Genomic DNA, 20346 nt, shown 5'->3' with positions numbered 1-20346 from the left:
CCAGGGCCACATGGAGATGGAACCCATGATCTGCCGTCCGTTCACTCTTTGTCTGGCCCTGCTCGGCCTGCTGAGCCTCCCCGTCTTCGCGGCAGGGACCGCCGATGACCTGCTCGCCCTGCACCAGATGCGGCTCGCCACGCAGAAATCCCTGAACGCCTTCTTCATGTACGTCGGCCAGGAAGGCGATCAACGCTACGCCAGCCTGATCGAAAGCTCGGCGCAGACGGCGGAAGCCCGCCTGCAGCGACTCGACGGCGTGAACGGCAGCGAATCCCGGCGCCTGCTGGGCCAGCTTCGCGAGCAATGGCGGGACTATGCGCAAGACCTCGACAAGCTGACCGGCGCGGTGCGCAACAAGGGCTACAGCGACCTGCAACCGGTCGCCGACCTGGCACGACGCAACCAGCAACTGATGGACCTCGGCGGCCAGTTGTATCGCAGCCTGCAACGGGAAAACGCCGCCACGGTGCCGACGCTCACCGAGCAGAGCCGCGAACAGAGCCTGCTGATGCAGGACATTGCTCTGGACTATGCCTCGCGCAACGCGTCGGTGGGCGCCAGCTTCTTCGGCGGCGGCGAGGAGCGTCCACTGGACGACCTGGCCAGCCGCTTTTCGGTCAACCTGTTGAAGCTGCAGCAGGCGCCGCAGAACGACGAGGAGATCGCCAGGGCGCTGCGCAGCGTGGCGATCAAGTGGCACTACATCGAGAAGTCCCTGCGCAACTACAACCAGAACAGCGTGCCGTTCCTGGTCAACAAGAATGCAGACCGGATCATCGATGGCCTGGAGAAGGTCGCCGCGCTGTATGCCGCGCGCAACCAATGAACCTCGGCGCGCCGCCTCAGGCGCGCTGGCGGAGAAACTCGGCGATGCGCCCGAGGTCGGCGCTATCGCCGCGCTCGCCCCAATACAGGGCAAGGAACTGGGCGGTCGCCTCCACCTTGTAGACATCCCCGGGGAGGCTGCGCAGGGCGTCCAGCAACTCATCGTCCGCGCACGGCTCGCGCCACTGGTTCAGCCACTGGCCCGGGGTATTCTGCCAATAGCACCAGGCCTCCCGGCCGCGTCGGCGCGGGCAGTGGAACTGCGCGCAGGACGTCGGCGGAGCGCTCTCCAGCCAATGCGGCCAATCCTGGCGCGCGAGCTGCATGGCCAGGCCGAGACGGCGCGCCTCGAGGCGCAGGGCCATCCTGCCGCGCTGCCTGTTGGACGGCATCAGCCAGGCCAGGGGACTGAGCATGACAGCCAGCAGCAGGATCACCAGCCAAGTGGTCATAAGGAACGGACACTCGAAAAACGGTTAAGGCATTTGCCTCGATCCGCGCGCGCAGGCAGGATCGGTCGCAGTCGCCAAGGGAGGCGCAGTTTACAGGCGAATGCGACCACGGCGGAGCAGCTTTTTGCCCAGCGCAACGGAACAGGTTCCACGCGCGGCGCGAAAGTCCATAATGAAAACACTATCCCCTTCTGGGAGGAGACGTTCATGCCCTATCAACACATTCTGGTCGCCGTCGACCTGACCGACGAATGCGACCCGGTGATGAAGCGTGCGGCGGCCCTGGCCACCAGCAACCAGGCCCGGCTCTCGGTGGTGCATGTGGTCGAGCCCATGGCCATGGCCTTCGGTGGGGACGTGCCGATGGACCTGTCGATGTTGCAGCAGCAGCAGTTCGACCAGGCCCGTGAACGCCTGGATGCCTTCGCCGTACGCTATCCGGACCTCGGCAGCGAGCAGCGCCACCTGGTCTACGGGCAACCGCGCCAGGAAATCCACCGCCTCGCCGCGGAACAGGCCTGCGACCTGATCGTGGTCGGCAGCCACGGTCGCCACGGCCTGGCGCTGCTGCTCGGTTCCACTGCCAACGACGTGCTGCACGGCGCGCCCTGCGACGTGCTCGCGGTGCACCTGAAGAAAGCCTGATCTCTCCCCGCTCGGCCGGGGCCTGCGCCTCAGCCGAGCGTTTCCTCGGCGCTCATCACCAGCGGGCGGATCTTCTGCAACTGGGTTTCCAGCGAATAGCTGATGCTCGACGACAGCGAGAAGAAGGTCAGGAACGCCTTCAGGTTGGAATCGCTGACACAGGTGTCGTGGATTCGCTGCCAGAACGCCTGGTTGACCAGTTGCAACTGCTGGAACAGCCGCACCAGCCCTTTCAGTTCCCAATCGGCATGCCGCCCCTCGCGGAAGTTGAAGTACTGGCGCATCAGGTACAGCGGCACCACCCGCAGCACGAACTCCTGGTTGCTGGCGAACGGCAGGTGCTGCATGGCCATCGGCCTCAGCGGCGCCAGCAGCGGACAGGCGCTGCTGGCCATGATCAAGCCGATCAGCGCGCGCAGTCCTTCCTCCAGGCCCGCCTGCTTGATGTACTCGCGCTCCGGCGTGCGCACGCAGATGCCGGCCTTGCGGAACGCCGGCAGGTTGCGGAAATCCTCGATCACCCCATGCAGGTCGACCGCCGCCGGACAATGGCTGTAGCGTTCGCGATCGAGCGGGCAGTTGCTGCAGCGATTGTGTTCCAGGCGCGTCCAGCGCGGCGCTGCGGCAGCCGCCTGCGGGTCGTAGTGCCGCTCCAGCTCGATGCGATAGTTGAGCTGATGCTGGTCGTCCAGCGTGATGCGGTACTCGATTGCCATGGACTGATCCTTTCTCGGGAGACGGCCGGCCCGTCAATGACGCCAGCCAGAGGGACCGACGGGGGACTGCACCCACCGCCGGCAAGGCCCGCAAGGATCATCGAGATGAGCCGCTATCACATTGATGCAGCTCACTTTTTCGAGATGGATCAGTCTTCCAGTTCGGCCCAGCGCTCGAGCAAGGCATCGAGTTCCTGCTGCAACGCGTCCAGCCGCGCCAGGGTTTCGCGCTGCTCGTCCTGCGGGCGCAGATAGAAATCCTGCTGCGCGATGGTTTCCTGGACACCCGCCAGCTCCGCCTCGACCGCGTCGATCTGCCCGGGCAAAGCCTCCAGCTCGCGCTGCAACTTGTAGCTGAGCTTTTTCTTCGCCGGCGCCTCGCTCGGCGCCGCAGCAGCCGGCGCGGGTTCGGCGGCGGGCGCCAGCGCGGTATTCAGCTCGGCCTTGCCGCTCTTCGACTCGCTCACGCCGAGCAGGCGCGGCGTGCCCCCTTGGCGCAGCCAGTCCTGGTAGCCACCGACGAATTCGCGAACCTTGCCCTCGCCCTCGAAGACCAGGGTGCTGGTCACCACGTTGTCGAGGAAGGCCCGATCGTGGCTGACCATCAGCACGGTGCCCTGGAAGCCGAGCAGGACTTCCTCCAGCAGTTCCAGGGTTTCCACGTCGAGGTCGTTGGTCGGTTCGTCGAGCACCAGCAGGTTGGCCGGCTTGCTGAACAGCTTGGCCAGCAACAGGCGCGCGCGCTCGCCGCCGGACAACGCCTTCACCGGGGTGCGGGCGCGCTGCGGACTGAACAGGAAGTCGCCGAGATAGCTGAGCACATGCCGGTTCTGGCCGTCGATGGTGATGAACTCGCGGCCTTCGGAGATATTGTCGATCACCGTCTGCTCGGGTTCGAGCTGATGGCGCAACTGGTCGAAGTAGGCCACTTCCAGCTTGGTGCCCACCTCGATCTTGCCCGAGGTCGGCTGCAGGTCGCCAAGCAGCAGCTTGAGCAAGGTGGTCTTGCCGGTACCGTTGGCGCCGAGCAGGCCGATACGGTCGCCGCGCTGCAGGACCATGGAGAAGTCGCGTACCAGCGGCTGGCCGCCGGGATGGGCGAAGCTGACGTGCTCCACCACGATCACCTGCTTGCCGGACTTGTCCGCGCTTTCCAGCTGGAAGCTGGCCTTGCCCTGGCGCTCGCGGCGCTCGGCGCGTTCGCGACGCATTTCCTTCAGTGCCCGAACCCGCCCTTCGTTGCGCGTGCGGCGGGCCTTGATGCCCTGGCGGATCCACACTTCTTCCTGGGCCAGGCGCTTGTCGAACAATGCGTTGGCAGCTTCTTCGGCGGCCAGTTGCTGTTCCTTGTGCACCAGGAAACTGGCGTAGTCGCCGTTCCAGTCGATCAGGTGGCCACGATCCAGCTCGAGGATGCGGGTCGCCAGGGATTGCAGGAAGGCGCGGTCGTGGGTAATGAACAGCACCGCGCCGTTGAAGCCCAGCAGCGCTTCCTCGAGCCAGGCGATGGCGCCGATGTCCAGGTGGTTGGTCGGTTCGTCGAGCAGCAGCAGGTCCGGCTCGGCGACCAGCGCCTGGGCCAGCAGCACGCGCCGACGCCAGCCGCCGGAGAGTTCGGCGAGGGTCTTGTCGGCCGGCAACTGCAGGCGGCTGAGGGTGCTGTCCACCAGTTGCTGCAGGCGCCAGCCATCGCGCGCCTCGAGTTCCTGCTGGACCCGCGAGAGGCGCGCCAGGTCGTCGTCGGTATGGATGTTCAGGCTCAGGTGGTGGTACTCGGCGAGCAGCTTGCCGACTTCCGCCAGACCCTCGGCCACCACGTCGAACACTGTCCGTTCGTCGGCACGCGGCAGTTCCTGGGGCAATTCGCCGATCTTCAGCGCCGGTGCGCGCCAGACTTCGCCGTCGTCGGCCTGCTGTTCGCCCTTGACCACCTTGAACAGGCTGGACTTGCCGGTACCGTTGCGTCCGATCACGCAGACCCGCTCGCCACGGCCGATCTGCCACGACACCTTGTCCAGCAAGGGAGTGGTGCCAAAGGCAAGGGATACATCGGTGAACTTGAGCAGGGTCATGGGCGCCTCCGGAAACAGGGCGCGCATTTTACGCCGGATAGGCATCGGATGGCACGGCGCTTTCACCGCCATGCCGCAACGGCTAAGCTTAGGCGAGCCATCCGCCCGGCTTCGGGCGCGCCCCGCGACAGCGGTCGCGCGCCAGTCCCGCGAGCGGTCGAAACGCCCGTAGGCAGCCGTTGCGGACCTGCCGACGTTACCCGACATCACCTGCCCGGATAAGTCATGCGCGGTCGCCTGTTCACTCTCGTTTCCTGCCTTTTGCTCAGTATTTCCTCCGTCGACGCGGTCCACGCCGCTTCCCTGACCGAACAACGCCGTCTCTACGACCAGGCCAAGGCCGCCCTGGCCAAGGGCAACAGCGCGCCCTACATGGCCTCGCGCAGCGCCCTGCGCGATTACCCGCTGGAACCCTACCTGGCCTACGACGAACTGACCCACCGGCTGAAGTCCGCCAGCAACGAGGAGGTCGAGCGCTTCCTCACCGAACACGGCGACCTGCCGCAGATCGGCTGGCTGAAACTGCGCTGGCTGCGCCTGCTGGCCGACCGCGGCGACTGGAAGACCTTCGTCAACTACTACGATCCGAAGCTGAACTTCACCGAACTCGACTGCCTGTATGGCCAGTACCAGCTGGGCCACGGCCAGAAGGCCGAAGGCTACGCCACCAGCGAACGCCTGTGGCTGGTCGGCAAGTCGCAGCCGGCTGCCTGCGACACCCTGTTCGGCCTCTGGCAGGGCGAAGGCCAGCTCACCGAGGAAAAGGTCTGGAAACGCCTCAAGCTGGCCGCCGAAGCGCGCAACTACAGCCTCGCCTCGCACCTCGCGCAGCGCCTGCCGACCCTCGGCAACCAGGGCGCGCTGATGGTCAGCGTGGCGCAGAACCCCGCCCAGCTGAGCCAGACCGGCCGCTTCAGCCAGCGCGACCATGCCACCGCCGACGTGGTCGGTCTCGGCCTGCGCCGCCTGGCGCGGCAGGACCCGGAAAAGGCCCTTAGCCTGCTCGACTACTACAGCTCGGCGCTACCCTTCTCCAGCGACGAGAAGGTCGCCATCGCCCGCGAGATCGGTCTCAGCCTGGCCAAGCGCTTCGATCCGCGCGCACTGCCGCTGATGACCCAGTACGATCCCGGCCTGCGCGACAACACCGTCACCGAATGGCGCACCCGCCTGCTGCTGCGCCTGGGCCGCTGGGACGAAGCCTACGCGCTGACCCGCAAGCTGCCCCAGGATCTTGCCGCCACCAGCCGCTGGCGCTATTGGCAGGCACGCAGCCTGCAACTGGCGCAGCCGAACAGCAAGGAGCCGATCGCGCTGTACCAGAAGCTCGCCGGCGAGCGCGACTTCTACGGCTTCCTCGCCGCCGACCGCCTGAGCGTGCCGTACAAGCTCGGCAACCGTCCTGCGCACATCGACCCGCGCGTCCTGCAACGCGTACGCAACGCCGCCAGTACGCGCCGGGCCATGGAGTTCTTCAACCGTGGCGAAGTGATCAACGCCCGCCGCGAGTGGTACCACGCCGCGCGCCTGTTCGATCGCGACGAGCTGATCGCCCAGGCCAGGCTGGCCTACGACATGCAGTGGTATTTCCCGGCGATCCGCTCGATCAGCCAGGCGCAGTACTGGGACGACCTGGACATCCGCTTCCCGATGGCGCACCGCGCCACCCTGGTGCGCGAAGCGAAGAACCGCGGCCTGCACTCCAGTTGGATCTTCGCCATCACCCGGCAGGAAAGCGCGTTCATGTCCGATGCCCGTTCCGGAGTCGGCGCCACCGGGCTGATGCAGCTGATGCCCGGCACCGCCAAGGAGACCTCGCGCAAGTTCGGCATCCCGCTGGCCTCGACCCAGCAACTGATCGTGCCCGACGTCAACATCCGCCTCGGCGCCGCCTACCTGAGCCAGGTGCATGGCCAGTTCAACGGCAACCGGGTACTCGCCTCGGCCGCCTACAACGCCGGTCCGGGCCGCGTCCGCCAGTGGCTGAAAGATACCCGCCACCTGGCCTTCGACGTGTGGATCGAGACCATTCCGTTCGACGAGACTCGCCAGTACGTGCAGAACGTGCTGTCCTATGCGGTGATCTACGGGCAGAAGCTCAATGCGCCGCAGCCCATCGTCGACTGGCACGAACGCTACTTCGACGATTTCTGACCCCCAACCCGGCCCGGACGCCCGGGCCTTTCCAGTACCTTGAAAAGGACCTCAAGATGAACAAGCCCCTCGCCACCGCCCTGCTCGCCACCTCCAGCCTGCTGCTCGCCGACGGCGCCCTGGCCGCCGACGCCTGCGGTACGCCGCGCAACGCCTTCGACAGCGTGTACTGCCGCAGCGGCGAGTTTTCCCAGGCCGACCGCGAGCTGAACCAGCAGTTCGGCACCCTGCGCAAGCACCTGAACGACGGCCAGAAAGCCCTGCTGAAGAAGAGCCAGATCGCCTGGATCAAGGAGCGCGACGCGGCCTGCAGCGAAAGCAAGGACAACGGTTATTTCGTCAACCTCGACTGCGCCACCGAGAAGACCCGCCAGCGCCTCGACTTCCTCCGCGAACGCGAGCGCGAGTGCCTGAGCACCGGTTGCGTCGACGCCAAGCTCTGATCGCCGGCAAGGGCCGCCCGCCGCAACGGCGGGCGACCGTTCCTCAGTCGAGGATTTCCACCGGCATCCCCACCTCCAGGCTGCCCTGTCCCAGCGCAATCAGGTTCTGCCCGAACAGCACCGCGCCATCCTTTTCCCGGTAGGTCTTCAGGGTCGTCAGCGGCTCGCGGTCCTCGTTGCGCTCGCCGGTCGCCGGATCCAGGGTGGTGAGGATGCAGCGGGAACAGGGCTTGGCCACGACGAACTCGACCGAGCCGATGCGGATGCGTTTCCAGCCGTCCTCGGCGAACGCGGCGCTGCCTTCCACCACCAGGTTGGGACGGAAGCGCAGCATCTCCAACGGCCGGCCGACCCGCTGGCTGAGGTCGTCGAGCGAAGCCTGGCCGATCAGCAGCAGCGGGAAACCGTCGGCGAAATGCACCTTCTGCCCCGGTTCGGCGTAGCCGGTATCGACCTGCCGCGCGCGCGCCTCGGGAATGTGCACCAGGCGCGTCGGGCGGCCGAGGAAGCGCGTCAGCCAGTCCGCTGCGGCGTCGCCGGCATCCGGCGCCTGCAAGGTATCGCGCCAGACCGTGACGCCACGCAGGTTGGCGTCGGCTGCCGGTACTTCGAGGCTCAGCTCGGACATCCCCGGCGCATTCAGCCGCAGGACCTCCGGCGCCGCCCAGCGCGCCTGGATACGCCCCAGCTGCGGCAGCAGGCGCTGGGTGAAGAAACGTCCGGTTTCGGTGTCCACCGCCATCCAGCGTCGGTCGCCGACCACGCCCAGCGCATCGAGCGCGACGCGCTCCAGGGACTCGGCGGCGGAAGACTTGATCGGATAGCGGTACAGCGCGGAGAGACGGAACATGGAACCAGCATCCTTGGTGGAAAGATGCTGTTATACGGTGTCGCGGGAAAGGCCGACAAGACACAGACGCCACTCCAGGCAGCGGATCAGTCGGCCCCGCCCTCAGTCCTCGCGCGGCGGCTCGCGCAACAACGGCGAGCCGGCCGGCAAGTGCACGCGCAGCGCGCCCGGGGAAACCGAGAAACGCAGCTTGCGTCCTTCCAGCGGCTCGCCGTCGAGATTGACGTCGAGACCTTCCGCCGCCTCCACTTCCAGCCATGGCACCCGCGCGCGGACGAACAGGCTTTCCACTCCGTTGCCACCGCCGAGCAGGGTGCCCAGGGTACCGACCATGTCCTGCGGCGTCGGCAGGATGCTCACGTCCAGCAGGCCGTCGTCCACTCGCGCTTGCGGACACAGTACGTGCCCGCCGCCGGCCTGGCGCCCGTTACCGATGCCCAGGGCGAGGAACTCGCCTTCCCACTGGAAGTCCGGGGCGCTGAAACGGCCCTGGGCGGCATGCACTTCGGAAAAACGGGTCAACCCGGTCAACAGGTAGGCGGCACCGCCGAGAACCTTCTTCAGGTCCTCCGAGGTATTCGCGGTGACCTTCGAACCGAAGCCGCCAGTGGCCATGTTGAGGAACAGCTTGCCGTTCACCTCGCCCAGGTCGATCGGCCGCGCCGTCTGGTCGAGCAGCGCCAGCGCCGCGGCCGGTTCCAGGGGAATCCCGGCGGCGCGGGCGAAATCGTTGGCGGTGCCCAGCGGCAGGATCGCCAGGCTCGCCTCGCCTCGCCCGCGCGCCAGCGCTTCGGCCACCTCGCGCAGCGTGCCGTCGCCACCGCCCGCGACCAGCGTCGCATAGCCGGCCGCCAGCGCCTCCTCGACGATGCGCCGGGCGTCGCCGTCCTCCCAGGTTACCCGCACCGCCAGCTCCCGCCCGGCCTCGCGCTGTGCCGCGACCGCGGCACGAACCTCTTCGTTGCCCGCCTGCTTGCCGTGCAGGACCAGCAGAACCTTGTCCTTGTCCATCGAACCGAACCCCTCGTCGTGGCCTTGTCTTTGCCTATTGACCGCGTATCCGGGACGGAAGTGCGGCGCCCGGTTCAGGCAGGGTAGCCGGTAATCTCGCGAATGCTGCGGTAGAGCGGGCGCAACTGGCGATACATGCGCAGGTAGACCTCGCCATAGAGCCGCTGGTAGATCTGCCGGGCTTCCGCCTGGGGCAGGAAAACCCGGCCGACGCGGGTCATCCCGGCCACCGCGCTGGCGACGTCCGGATAGAGGCCGAGCCCCACCGCGCAGTCGATCGCCGCACCCAGGCCGGACGCCTCGTAGACATGCGGGCGCTCGGCCGGCAGGCCGAAGATGTCGGCGGTGAGCTGCATCGCCGCGTCGCTCTGCGAGCCGCCGCCGGCCACGCGCAGGCGCACGATCGGCGTGCCCGAACGCTTCTCGATGCGCTCCTTGCCCTGGCGCAGGGCATAGGCCAGGCCCTCGAGGATGGCCCGGTAGATGTGCGCCCGGGTATGCACGTCGCCGAAACCGATCATCGCCCCCTTGGCCTCCAGTCCCGGTTCGCGGATTCCCGGCGACCAGTAGGGTTGCAGGGTCAGGCCCATCGAGCCGGGCGGCACGCCGTTGACCAGTTCGTCGAACAGTTGCTCCGGCTCGACCCCCTGCTCGCGCGCCTGCTGCATCTCGCGCAAGCCGAACTCGCGCTTGAACCAGCTGACCATCCAGTAGCCGCGATAGATCATCACCTCGGTATTGAAATGATCGGGAATCGCCGCCGGATAGGGTGGAATCAGCGGCACGGTTTCCAGGTAGCGGGCGCGAGTGGTGTTGATGGTCGCCGTGGTGCCATAGGAGAGGCAGGCGATGGTGGGCTCCAGCGCACCTGCGCCGAGCACCTCGCAGGCCTTGTCGGCCCCCGCGGCGATCAACGGCAGGCCTTGCGGAATGCCGGTGTGCCGGCTGGCCTCGGCGCTGATCTGGCCGAGCCGCTCGCCCGGCTTGAACAGCTCCGGCAACTGCTCGCGGCGTACCGCCAGCGCCTGCCATTTCCAGTCGCGCGGCGCGGCCCAGCGCAGGCGCTTGTAGTCGAACGGCAGGTAGGCAACGCAGCACCCCACCGAGTCGACGAAACGGCCGGTCAGGCGGTGGCTGAGAAAGCCGGAAAGCAGCAACACCTTGTCGGTCTTCGCAGCGATCTCCGGCTGCTCCTGGGCCACCCAGTTGACCTCGGCCTGGGCGCGGAAATGCTCCACCGCGCCCTCGGCGCCGACCAGCTTGAACAGCCAGCCCCAAGGCCCCCTGATGCGCTCGCGGACCTCCGCCCGGCGCTGGTCGAGCCAGAGGATCGCCGGCCGCAACGGCCTGCCCTCGGCATCGACGTGGATCACCGTGCCACGCTGGGTGGTCAGCGACACCCCGCGGATGAGCCCGCGATCGATGTCCACCTGGTCCCAGAGCCGCCGACAGGCCTCGCCGAGCATCGCCCAGTAGTACTCGGGGTCCTGTTCGGCCCAGCCCGGATGCTTCGAGTAGTAGGCCTCCAGCTCCACCTTGCCCTTGCCCAGCAGGTTGCCCTGCAGGTCGAACAGCAGGGCGCGCACGCTCTGGGTGCCATTGTCGATCGCCAGCAGATAGTTCTTGTCGTTCATCTCGTTCTCGTCTCGACTGGTCAGACGGGCAGGCTGTAGTGCCGGCGCCAGAGGTCCAGATAGGCCTGTTGCTCACGTTCCCAGCGCGGGTCGTCCCAGCCCAGGCGCGCTTGGCAGAGCGCGCGGATACGCGGCAGGTATGCCGCGCCGCCTCCGGGCAACAGCAGGCCGAGGCGGGTGCGGCGCAACAGCAGGTCATCGAGATGCAGCACCATTTCCGCCTCGGCGGCGAACGCCAATTCGGCCCAGAGCGTTTCGCTGGCACCCACGCAGTCCGTTCCGAGGGTGTCCACCAGCCGCTTGAGGCGGACCAGGTCGCGTCCGTAGCGACCGGCCAGGCGGCGTCGCTGGCCACTGCCGAGCCCGTCGATGAGCGGACCTTCGCAGGCGCCGAATACCGCCGCGCCATCGTCCGTGACCGTGCGCCCGAGCAGCGGCGCGCAGGCTTGTAGCACCTCCACCGCCAGCGGCCGGAAGGTGGTCAGCTTGCCGCCGGCCAGGGTCACGCAGCCCGGCTCGCGCCAGAGCACATGCTCGCGTTTCTCGTCGGAAGGCTTGCCGCTGTCGTCGCCGCTGCTGACCACCGGTCGCACGCCGGCCCAGGTCGACAGCACGTCGCGCGCCTCGATGGCAGCGGCGGGAAACTGCTGGGCGCAGGCCGCCAGCAGGTAGTCGAGTTCGGCGCGGCTGATCCGCGCGTCCTCCCCAAGGCCGTCGCGATGGTCGAGATCGGTGGTGCCGACCACCGTCGCGCCCTCCCAGGGGAACACGAACACCGGTCGCCGGTCCGTGGCGTGCATGAAGCTGAAGGCATGGGCCACCGGCAGGCGCCAGGCCGGCAGCAATAGATGGCTGCCGCGCAGCGGGCGGATGTGCTCGCTTCCGCCGGGCTGGCGCAACTCATCGGCCCAGGCCCCGGTGGCCAGCGCCAGGGCGCGGCAGCGGAAGTCGAGAAGCTCGCCGCTCTCGCGGTCCTCGGCGCGCAGGCCGACCACCTGGCCGCCCTCGCGCAGCAATTCGCGCACACGCATGCCGTTGAATGCCTCGCCGCCGTCGTGACGCGCCTCGGCCAGCACCCGCAGCACCAGGCGCGCATCGTCGGTCACCGCATCGAAGAAACGCGTGCCGCCGAGCAGCCGTTGTTCCTTCAGGCCCGGCGCCAGGTAGCGCAACGCGGCGGCGTCGTAGAAACGGTGGTTGCGCCGCCCGGCAAGGGCGTCGTACACGCTCAGCAGGCCGCCGAATAGCCGCGGGCCGGGAAAGCCGCCGCGGTAGTGGGCCATCACGAAGCTCAACGGCTCCACCAGCCCAGGCGCCTCGCCGAGCAGGCGCTGGCGCTCGCGCACCGAGTCGCGGGTCAGCCGCCACTGGCCCTTCGCGATGTAGCGCAGGCCGCCATGGACCATCTTCGACGAGCGGCTCGAGGTGCCCCAGGCGAAGTCCCGCTGCTCCAGCAGCAGGCAGCGCCAGCCGCGCCGCGCGGCTTCGCGGAGGATGCCGGCACCGCTGATGCCGCCGCCGACCACGATCAGGTCCCACTCCTGCCCCGCCAGCGCCGGCAGGCGGCGGCGACGCCACTCCTCGTTCCAGGCTGAAGTCATTCCGCTCAGTCCTGCAGCAGGGTGCCGCGGTTGAGCCGCCCGGCCGGGTCGAAGTGACCGGCCATGGCACGCAGCGCGGCGACGCCCAGTTCGCCCTTCTCGCGGGGCAGGTAGGGTGCGTGGTCCTTGCCGACGCCATGCTGGTGGCTGATGGTGCCGCGATTGTCGACGATCGCCTGGCTGGCCGCATGCTTGAGACGCTTCCAGCGCTCCAGCGTCGCCGCATAGCTCGCGGCCGGACGGAACACGTAGGTGGTATAGATGCTCGACCCCTCGCCATAGACATGCGAGAGGTGGGTGAACACATGGACCCTCTCGCCCTCGGCCGCCAGGCCGTCGCGCAGGCTGGCCTCGATCTTCTGCAGCAGGCCGTCGACGTTGCTCCAGTCGGTGGCGGTCTCCAGGGTGTCCACGGCGTAGCCCGCCTGCCACAGGGCCTCGCGCAGGTAGGGGAAGCGGAAGCGGTTCTGCGCCCACTTGCGCCCCAGCAGGGTTCCGGTGAAGACCCCGCCGAAGCGTTTCAGCAAGGCCTTCGCCTGGCTCAGCGACAATCCGTTCTGCCGGCGGTTGCCGGTCACGCCGAAGGTCAGCATGCACTTGCCCTCGCCCGCGCCGCGCAGCGCCAGGTATTTCTCCAGCCAGGCGATCTGTCCGGGATGGCCGGCCAGGGCCAGTTGGGTCATGGTTTCCACGGCGTTGGACAGTCGCAGCATCGACAGCGGCACGCGCGCCTGTGCCAGCTCGCGGGTGGCTTGCAGGGCCTGCTGCCAGTTCGGCAGGAAGACGCTGTAGAAGCGCTCGTCCTCGGCCAGCGGCGAGACCCGCACCTTCACCGAGGAAATGATCCCGAAGCGTCCCTCAGAGCCCAGCACCAGTTCGCGCAGGTCCGGTCCCGCCGCGGATGCCGGGAAGGTAGCGATTTCAAGCGGCCCGGCGAAGGTCTCCAGGGTCCCGCCGGCGAAAAGTTGTTCGATCCGCCCGTAGCGCAGCGACTGCTGGCCACTGGAGCGGCTGGCGACCCAGCCACCGAGGGTCGACAACTCCCAGGACTGCGGGAAATGCCCGAGCGTGTAGCCCAGCGCACGCAACTGGCTCTCCACCTGCGGGCCGGCGGCGCCGGGGCCGAAGGTCGCGACCAGGCTCTCGCGGTCCAGATCGATCAGGCGGTTCATGCGCTCCAGCGAGACCGTCAGTACCGGCCGCCGCGAGGCTTGCGGATTGATATGGCCGGCCACGGAAGTACCGCCGCCATAGGGAATCAGTTGCAGGTCGCGGGAGTCGGCCAGGGCCAGCAACTCGCGGATCTGTTCGGCGGTTTCCGGATAGGCCACGGCGTCCGGGTAGACGCCGAAGTCGCCCTCGCGCATCGCCAGCCAGTCCGGCAGGCTCTGCCCGCGGGCATGCAGCAGACGCTCACGGGGGTCGATGCTGTAGCGCGGATCGGCCTCCAGGCGCGACGCCGGGACCTTCGCCAGCGCCGCCTCCAGGCTGGCGTCCGGCAAGCGTGCGCCCTGCCCGACCAGTTCCGCCAGGAACCCACGGGCGCTGTCCGGCAATTCGACCACGGTGCTTTCTTCGCCCCAGCCATTCCAACGGCGCATGAACCTCTCCCCTCGCTTGTCGCGGCAACCTGTTTATCGGAACCTTTCTGGCTGCCTATACTAGCCAGCCGCCCTCGCCTGTCACTGTCGGATCGAGACACTCCCTGTGACCGATCAAGACAGCCGGCACGCACGCCGGACGGCCTGTTCCACCCGCCACGACAAGAACAACGACCATGCAGACCCTTGGCTCCACCTCGGTTCCGGCCCTGCTGAAATACCTGCGCCATGCCGAACGGCTCGGCCTGGACATCGCCCCTGCCCTGGCCGCCGCCGGCCTCCAGGCCGACCAGCTCAACGACAATCGCCAGCGCCTGCCGGGCGAAGCCCACGAGCGCCTGCTCGGCTATTTCTGCGAGCATTCCGGCGATCCCCTGTTCGGCCTGCATTCGGCGCGTTTCGTCCAGCCCGGCTCCTGGAGCGTGCTCGGCTACATCGCGATGAACTGCGCCACCCTGGGCGAGGCCATGAGCCGCATCACGCCCTACGAGAAGCTGGTCGGCGACATGGGCACCAGCCGCATCGAGGCGGCCGGCGGGCAGGTCCGGCTGATCTGGAACTGCCGCCACCAGACACCCCTGGTACGGCGCCACATGGTCGAGCACGTCCTGGCTTCCTGGGTCCTCTACGCGCGCTGGATCGCCGACCTGGAAGGTTCGCCGGACGAGGTCTGGCTGGAACACGACCTGCCGGACGGAACCCGCGTGGAAGACTACGAGACCTTCTTCGGCTGTCCGGTGCGCTTCGCCCAACCCTGTTCGGCGCTGCTGGTACCGCTGGACTACCTGGCGCTGCCGCTGCGCCAGGCCGACGCGACGCTGCTGCGCACCCTGGAGGAACATGCCCTGGCGCTGATGGCCGAGCTAGACGATGACGAACCGCTGCCGCTGCGGGTGAAGAACGCCCTGCGCCAGCTACTCAAGGACGGCCTGCCGCGCAAGGAACGGGTGGCGGAGAAGTTCGGCATGACCGTACGCACCCTGCAACGCCACCTGCAGCAAGCCGGCAGCAGCTACCAGCAGACCCTCGACGAACTGCGCCGCGAACTGGCCGAGCACTACCTGCTGCATAGCGAGCTGCCGATCCAGGACATCGCCCAGTACCTGGGCTTTACCGAGTCGCGCTCGTTCCATCGCAGTTTCAAGGGTTGGACCGGGCAGACGCCCGGCGAGTACCGGCAACGGCGCAAGGAGCCGGCGGCGCAATGAGAACGGCGGCCATCCGGCCACCGTCGGCTCAGTCGAGCAGTTCGCTCAGCGGAATGAACGCCACACCCTCGCCTTCCACGAGGGTACGTCCCTCGCGGACCTCCACCAGCCCCTCGGCCCAGGAAGCGCTGCGCAGTACCCCGGAACTCTGGTTCGGATAGAGCACCGCGCGGCCCTGCTCCAGGCGACCACGCAGGTACTCGCGACGCTGCCCCGCCTTGGTCCAGGCAAAGCCGGCCGGTACCTCCACCCGCAGCGGCGCGACCTGCGCCACGCCAAGCCGGCGCAGCAGGTAGGGACGCGCCAGCAGGGCGAAGGTGACCAGGGTCGAAGCCGGATTGCCCGGCAGGCCGATCACCGGGATGCCCTGGAACTGGCCGACGGTCAGCGGCTTGCCGGGTTTTATCGCCAGCTTCCAGAGGGTCAGCTCGCCGGCTTCGCGCAGCGCCATGCCGAGGAAGTCGGCCTCGCCCACCGATACGCCGCCGGTGGACAGGATCAGGTCCACCCCGGCCAACCCGGCCAGGCGCTCGCGAGTACGTGCCAGGTCGTCGGGAAGGATGCCGGCGTCGAGCACGTCGCAGCCCAGGCGTTGCAGCCAATCCTTGAGCAACGGACGGTTGCTGTTGTAGATCTGCCCGGCCTGCAGCGGCTGGCCCGCCTCGACCAGCTCGTCGCCGGTGGACAGCAGCGCCACCCGCGGCTTGCGTCGCACCTCCAGGGCCGCGTAGCCGAGCGAAGCCGCCAACCCCAGTTCGATGGAGCGCAGGCGCGTGCCGGCCGGCAGGACCAGGTCGCCCTGGCGGATTTCCTGGCCACGCGGGCGCACATGCTGGCCCACGCGCAACGGCTGGGTGAAGCGCACGCGGCCATCGTCGAGCGCTTCGGCGTTTTCCTGCATCTCTACCAGATCGGCGCCTTCGGGCAGCGGCGCACCGGTGAAGATCCGCGCACAGGTATCCGCTTGCAGCGGCTTCGGCGCCTGTCCGGCAAAGATCTTCTGGCTGACCGGCAGTGGCTCGCCGTTCCAGTCGGCGAGGCGCAAGGCGTAGCCGTCCATGGCGCTGTTCGGCCACGGCGGCAGGTCCAGGCCGGCCAGCAGGTCGACCGCCAGCACGCGGCCGCCAGCCTGCTCCAGGGGCACCTGCTCACACGTATCGATAGGCGTTTGCGCGGCCAGTTCGAGGAGCCGTTCCAGCGCCGTCTCGACCGGCATCAGCCCCGGCTGTTCGCAGCAGCCGCTCACCCGCGGCTCTCGCAGGGCGCCGCCTGTTTCAGGTGCGGGACGAAGTTGCACGGGCGATGACGGGCGTCCAGTTGCTCGACGAGGATGCCTTCCCAGGCAGTGCGGCAGGCGTTGGTGGAGCCCGGCAGGCAGCAGACCAGGGTGCCGTTGGAAAGCCCGGCCAGGGCCCGCGACTGGATGGTGGAGGTACCGATGTCGGCCAGCGAAATCTGCCGGAACAGCTCGCCGAAGCCGTCCACCTGCTTGTCCAGCAGGCAGGCCACCGCTTCCGGGGTGCTGTCGCGGCCGGTGAAACCGGTGCCGCCGGTGATCAGCACGACCTGCACGCTATCCTCGGCGATCCAGGTCGCGACCTGTGCGCGGATCCGGTATAGGTCATCCTTCAGCAGCACGCGAGCGGCCAGGTTGTGCCCGGCCTCGGTCAGGCGGTCGACGAACAACTGGCCTGAAGTATCGGTTTCCAGGGTACGGGTATCGCTGACGGTCAGGACGGCGATGTTCAACGGCACGAATGCCGTTTCGGCCTTGTGGCTCATGGGGTTGGCCCTTGCTTGTGGACGTGATCGCGGTGTTATATCACAGGCCCGACACGGAGACCCCAGATGCCCGATAGCGCCCTGCCCCCCTGCTCCATCCTTCTCCTGGCGGGAGGCCGCGGCCAGCGCATGGGCGGTCGCGACAAGGGCCTGATCGAGTGGCAGGGCCTGCCCCTGATCGCCCACCTGCATCGCCTGGTGCGCCCGCTCACCGATGACCTGATCGTCTCCTGCAACCGCAACCAGGAACGCTATGCGGCCTATGCCGACCGCCTGGTGAGCGACGACAGCCGAGACTTCCCCGGCCCGCTCGCCGGCATCCGCGCCGGCCTGGCGGTGGCCCGGCATCCCTGGCTGCTGGTGCTGCCCTGCGACGCGCCGCGCATCGACCGCGCCTTGCTGGAAACCCTGCTGCAGGCCGCCGGCCGCACACCGGCGCGCCCCTGGATGCTGCGCTGCGGCGGCCAGTGGGAACCGCTGTTCAGCCTGATCCCGACGCACCTGGCCGAAGAGATAGAACACGCCTGGCGCCAGGGCGACCGTAGCCCACGCCACGTCCTGTTGCCGCTTGGCGCGGAGGCCATCGAGCTGGCCGCGGGCGATCCGCGGCTGGCCAACCTGAACACCCCCGAGCTGTTGGCTAATCACCGCGAACTGAAGTAAAACGGAAGGGACGTCGAGTCGAATTTTCTCGAAGGTGGGGGGAACACTCGTTTTTAGGGGGGAACTCTTCCTAGAACTCGTCTGTCAGAAACTCGTAACTTCAAAGTCTGACCGCACAGGAGAACTGCGCAATGATCAAGCGGATGCTACCCGCCCTCCTCCTCGCCGTAGGCCTCGGCGCCCTCGCGGGTTGTTCCAGCCCTACCGTGATCACCCTCAACGACGGACGTGAAATCCAGGCCGTAGACACCCCTTCCTATGACGAGGATTCCGGCTTCTACGAGTTCGAACAGCTCGACGGCAAGCGCGCCCGCGTGAACAAGGACCAGGTCCGCACCGTCAAGGAACTCTGATACCGTCGCGTAACAGGTTTTCCTGAAGACCCCGTCGACTCGAACGAGCGACGGGGTCTTTGCTTTTTCGCCCGGGGAAACCGGGGCTCGAAAAAAAATTCATCTAACCCCTTGTGTACCAAAACTTTTTCTGTAGAATGCGCCCCAACAAAACGGAGCGTAGCGCAGCTTGGTAGCGCGTCTCGTTCGGGACGAGAAGGTCGCTGGTTCGAATCCAGTCGCTCCGACCATATCCCGAAAAACCCGCCTCAACGGCGGGTTTTTTATTGCCTGCGATTCGGCCTTTCTCACAGGGTACGCAGGTAGGCCACCAGGTCGCCCTTCTCTTCCGCGGACAGCTTGCGCTCCAGCACCAGGTTGAAGAACTCCACGGTGTCCTCCAGGGTCAGCAGGCGGTCGTCGTGCAGGTACGGCGGCGAATCCTTGATCCCGCGCAACGGGAAGGTCTTGATCGGCCCGTCGGCGGACGCCATCACGCCATTGACCAGTTTCGGATCGTAGAAGCGCTCCACCTTCAGGTTGTGCATCAGGTTGTCGGTGAAGTAAGGCGGCGCATGGCACCCGGCGCAGGCCGCCTTGCCGTAGAACAGCTTTTCGCCACGCAATTCCTGCTCGCTGGCCTTGCCCGGATCGAGCCGCCCCTCCACATCCAGCTTCGGTGCCGGGGGGAAGTCCAGCAGCGCCTGGAACTCACCCATGAAATGCACCTGACTGCCACGCTCGAGCACGTTCACCCCCTTCTTGGTGGCGATTACCGGATCACCGTCGAAGTAGGCGGCGCGCTGCTCGAACTCGGTGAAGTCCTCGACGGTCTTCAGCGCCCTCTGCGAGCCGAACAACCGCTGGATGTTCACCCCGCGCAGCGTCGGCGTGTCGATGCGGTGGCGGAACGGCTGCGGGCGCACATCGCCGGCCAGGTGGGTAGCGGCATTGGTGTGGCCGTTCGCATGGCAGTCGAAGCAGGCTACGCCGCGGCTCGGATGCTCGCTACGGCGATCGTCGGTGAGGTTGAACTGCTGCTGCGGAAAGGCCGTTAGCAGCAGGCGCAGCCCTTCCAGCTGCTTGGGATTGAGAATCCCGTTGAACAACTCGAAATAGTTGTCGATGGTCACCAGCTTGCCCTTGGACACATCGCCCAGGTCAGGCCGGGTGGTAAGGAACATCGGTGCCGGGAATTCCGGCAGGAAGTGGTCCGGCAGGTCGTAGTCGAGGTCGAAACGAGTCAGATCGCGGCTTTCCTGGCGCTTGATCTCGTCGATGAGGAACTTGGGAAAGACCATCCCGCCTTCGGCATGGTTAGGGTGCGGCAGCGGCAGGAAGCCACCGGGGAACAGCCCCTGCTTGCGGATTTCCTCGGGGCTCAGCCTGGCCAGTTCCTCCCAGCTGGTGCCGGCCGGCAGCTTCACCCGGATCCCTTCCTGCAGCGGCTTGCCGCGCGTCATGCTGGCGCCCTTGGCCGGCCTGTCGCTGAGATCGTAACGCTGCTCGAGAAGCGTCTTGTGGGCCTGTTCGATCGACGGTTTGTTCGCCGTCATGCGCTTCATGATGGTGGCGAAGTCCTCATTGATCACCACCGGCGAATAGCTGGAAGTCTTGCTTGGCTGCTCATCCCCCGCGACCACGGCGGATTGCAGCCCCAAGGCGAGCGGCATGACCCAGAGGGCATGGCGCGTCCAGGCGGGCGTTTTCATCAGGCGTCCTCTTTCGTTATGAGGAAACGCCGAGCCTCGTCGTCCCGACCCCCACACCCCGGCGGTCCGCGACAGCGGACCGAACGACCTGCGACGCGTCCTGCGCCACGCGGGTTCCCGGCTGTTTCCAGTCAGTCCTGAAGGGAACTCAGGGTTTATCCATCGCCCTTAGGCCTAGCCGAACGCAGCCTGCCGAGCCAATAGACTCAGGCTATGAAAACCATTGAGAAACGCCTATGCATCGCTTCGCCAGCATCGCCGAAGCCAGGCACCGCGCGGCATGGGGGAAGGAAGCGGAACGCAGTCCGGTTTGCGCATAGAGCGCGGGGTTACCAGCGGTGCCGCGCTTAGCGCGAATGAATAGGCATCAGCAGCTGAGGAAGGCTGCGACCTGCTCGGCCTCGAACGGCCAGTTCAGCTCGGCGCCATTGTCGCAGCGGCGCAGCACCGGGATCCGCAGGCCATAGTGCTCGACCCAGGCTTCGTCGTCGGCGATGTCCACCAGTTCGACCAGCAGGCCATGTTCGACGAAGGGCATCAGCACCGCCTCCGCGACTTCGCAGAGGTGGCAACCGAGGGTTCCGAAGAGTTGGCATTCCGGGGGCATCGAAAGGACCTGTGCAGTGTTTCGCGGCGATGGTA

The 20346-nt window shown here is 67.3% G+C and carries 19 protein-coding genes and 1 tRNA gene; 8 read left to right on the top strand and 12 right to left on the bottom strand.

Features of this window, described 5'->3' with window-relative positions; translation table 11 throughout:
• Positions 1-10 precede the first annotated feature (10 nt).
• Complete coding sequence (locus JHD77_RS01430) at positions 11-829, top strand: hypothetical protein (RefSeq protein ID WP_003119795.1); 819 nt, start codon at positions 11-13, stop codon at positions 827-829.
• A 16-nt stretch (positions 830-845) separates the two neighbouring features.
• Here the strand turns inward: JHD77_RS01430 and JHD77_RS01425 are convergent, their stop codons facing one another.
• The gene (locus JHD77_RS01425; protein ID WP_003119794.1) at positions 846-1280 is read right to left on the bottom strand and encodes a hypothetical protein; all 435 of its coding nucleotides are present in this window, start codon (positions 1278-1280) and stop codon (positions 846-848) included.
• A gap of 207 nt (positions 1281-1487) precedes the next feature.
• Here JHD77_RS01425 and JHD77_RS01420 point away from each other — a divergent pair, with 207 nt between their 5' ends.
• Entirely contained in the window at positions 1488-1925 is a 438-nt protein-coding gene (locus tag JHD77_RS01420) for a universal stress protein (protein ID WP_003091210.1), read from the top strand.
• Positions 1926-1954: 29 nt separating this feature from the next.
• On the opposite strand, the gene JHD77_RS01415 is transcribed toward JHD77_RS01420, so the two are convergent.
• Positions 1955-2641 (bottom strand): DUF6901 family protein, encoded by a 687-nt coding sequence (locus tag JHD77_RS01415; RefSeq protein ID WP_003091213.1) that lies wholly within the window; start codon positions 2639-2641, stop codon positions 1955-1957.
• Positions 2642-2790: 149 nt separating this feature from the next.
• On the bottom strand, positions 2791-4713 hold the full coding sequence (locus JHD77_RS01410) for an ATP-binding cassette domain-containing protein (RefSeq protein ID WP_003091215.1): 1923 nt from the start codon (positions 4711-4713) through the stop codon (positions 2791-2793).
• Positions 4714-4938: 225 nt separating this feature from the next.
• On the opposite strand from JHD77_RS01410, the gene slt reads away from it, so the two are divergent.
• Positions 4939-6867, top strand: a complete 1929-nt coding sequence (gene slt / locus JHD77_RS01405; RefSeq protein ID WP_003119793.1) for a lytic transglycosylase Slt — start codon at positions 4939-4941, stop codon at positions 6865-6867.
• Between the two features lie 56 nt (positions 6868-6923).
• The gene (locus JHD77_RS01400; RefSeq protein WP_003118100.1) at positions 6924-7310 is read left to right on the top strand and encodes a lysozyme inhibitor LprI family protein; all 387 of its coding nucleotides are present in this window, start codon (positions 6924-6926) and stop codon (positions 7308-7310) included.
• A gap of 43 nt (positions 7311-7353) precedes the next feature.
• On the opposite strand, the gene JHD77_RS01395 is transcribed toward JHD77_RS01400, so the two are convergent.
• From JHD77_RS01395 to JHD77_RS01375, 5 genes are all read right to left on the bottom strand, one after another.
• The gene (locus JHD77_RS01395; RefSeq protein ID WP_003113973.1) at positions 7354-8160 is read right to left on the bottom strand and encodes an MOSC domain-containing protein; all 807 of its coding nucleotides are present in this window, start codon (positions 8158-8160) and stop codon (positions 7354-7356) included.
• A 102-nt stretch (positions 8161-8262) separates the two neighbouring features.
• On the bottom strand, positions 8263-9171 hold the full coding sequence (yegS, locus tag JHD77_RS01390; protein WP_003091230.1) for a lipid kinase YegS: 909 nt from the start codon (positions 9169-9171) through the stop codon (positions 8263-8265).
• Between the two features lie 74 nt (positions 9172-9245).
• A complete protein-coding gene (locus JHD77_RS01385) occupies positions 9246-10805 on the bottom strand; it encodes an FGGY-family carbohydrate kinase (RefSeq protein ID WP_003160647.1) in 1560 nt (519 codons plus the stop codon).
• Between the two features lie 20 nt (positions 10806-10825).
• Positions 10826-12406 carry a glycerol-3-phosphate dehydrogenase/oxidase gene (locus tag JHD77_RS01380; RefSeq protein WP_023084104.1) on the bottom strand — a complete coding sequence of 527 codons (1581 nt, stop codon included), beginning with the start codon at positions 12404-12406 and terminating at the stop codon, positions 10826-10828.
• Positions 12407-12411: 5 nt separating this feature from the next.
• The gene (locus tag JHD77_RS01375) at positions 12412-14007 is read right to left on the bottom strand and encodes an FAD-binding oxidoreductase (protein ID WP_003119788.1); all 1596 of its coding nucleotides are present in this window, start codon (positions 14005-14007) and stop codon (positions 12412-12414) included.
• A gap of 176 nt (positions 14008-14183) precedes the next feature.
• Here JHD77_RS01375 and gliR point away from each other — a divergent pair, with 176 nt between their 5' ends.
• On the top strand, positions 14184-15215 hold the full coding sequence (gene gliR, locus JHD77_RS01370) for an AraC family transcriptional regulator GliR (protein ID WP_003116474.1): 1032 nt from the start codon (positions 14184-14186) through the stop codon (positions 15213-15215).
• Positions 15216-15243: 28 nt separating this feature from the next.
• Here gliR and JHD77_RS01365 read toward each other — a convergent pair whose 3' ends face one another.
• A complete protein-coding gene (locus JHD77_RS01365) occupies positions 15244-16461 on the bottom strand; it encodes a molybdopterin molybdotransferase MoeA (RefSeq protein WP_003116473.1) in 1218 nt (405 codons plus the stop codon).
• Positions 16458-16997, bottom strand: a complete 540-nt coding sequence (moaB, locus tag JHD77_RS01360; RefSeq protein WP_003091240.1) for a molybdenum cofactor biosynthesis protein B — start codon at positions 16995-16997, stop codon at positions 16458-16460. Before moaB ends, JHD77_RS01365 begins: the two co-directional genes overlap by 4 nt.
• 66 nt (positions 16998-17063) lie before the next feature.
• Between moaB and mobA the strand changes: the two genes are divergently transcribed.
• The 3 genes from mobA (at position 17064) to JHD77_RS01345 (ending at position 18243) form a co-directional block, all read left to right on the top strand.
• A complete protein-coding gene (mobA, locus tag JHD77_RS01355) occupies positions 17064-17660 on the top strand; it encodes a molybdenum cofactor guanylyltransferase MobA (RefSeq protein ID WP_003109495.1) in 597 nt (198 codons plus the stop codon).
• Positions 17661-17791: 131 nt separating this feature from the next.
• Positions 17792-18013, top strand: coding sequence for a YgdI/YgdR family lipoprotein (locus JHD77_RS01350; protein WP_003091247.1), 222 nt, complete (start codon positions 17792-17794; stop codon positions 18011-18013).
• 153 nt (positions 18014-18166) lie between these two features.
• Positions 18167-18243, top strand: a tRNA-Pro gene (locus tag JHD77_RS01345).
• Positions 18244-18300: 57 nt separating this feature from the next.
• Here the strand turns inward: JHD77_RS01345 and JHD77_RS01340 are convergent.
• Positions 18301-19704 (bottom strand): cytochrome C Snr1, encoded by a 1404-nt coding sequence (locus JHD77_RS01340; protein ID WP_003103259.1) that lies wholly within the window; start codon positions 19702-19704, stop codon positions 18301-18303.
• Between the two features lie 367 nt (positions 19705-20071).
• A complete protein-coding gene (locus JHD77_RS01335) occupies positions 20072-20311 on the bottom strand; it encodes a glutaredoxin family protein (RefSeq protein WP_003113967.1) in 240 nt (79 codons plus the stop codon).
• Between the last annotated feature and the right edge of the window lie 35 nt (positions 20312-20346).

Origin of the sequence: Pseudomonas sp. P20 (genome assembly GCF_016463925.1) — a bacterium.
GTDB classification, from domain to species: Bacteria; Pseudomonadota; Gammaproteobacteria; order Pseudomonadales; family Pseudomonadaceae; genus Pseudomonas; species Pseudomonas aeruginosa.
Note: the sequence above shows the minus strand (reverse complement) of the source record. Positions and strands in the feature narration are given on the sequence as shown.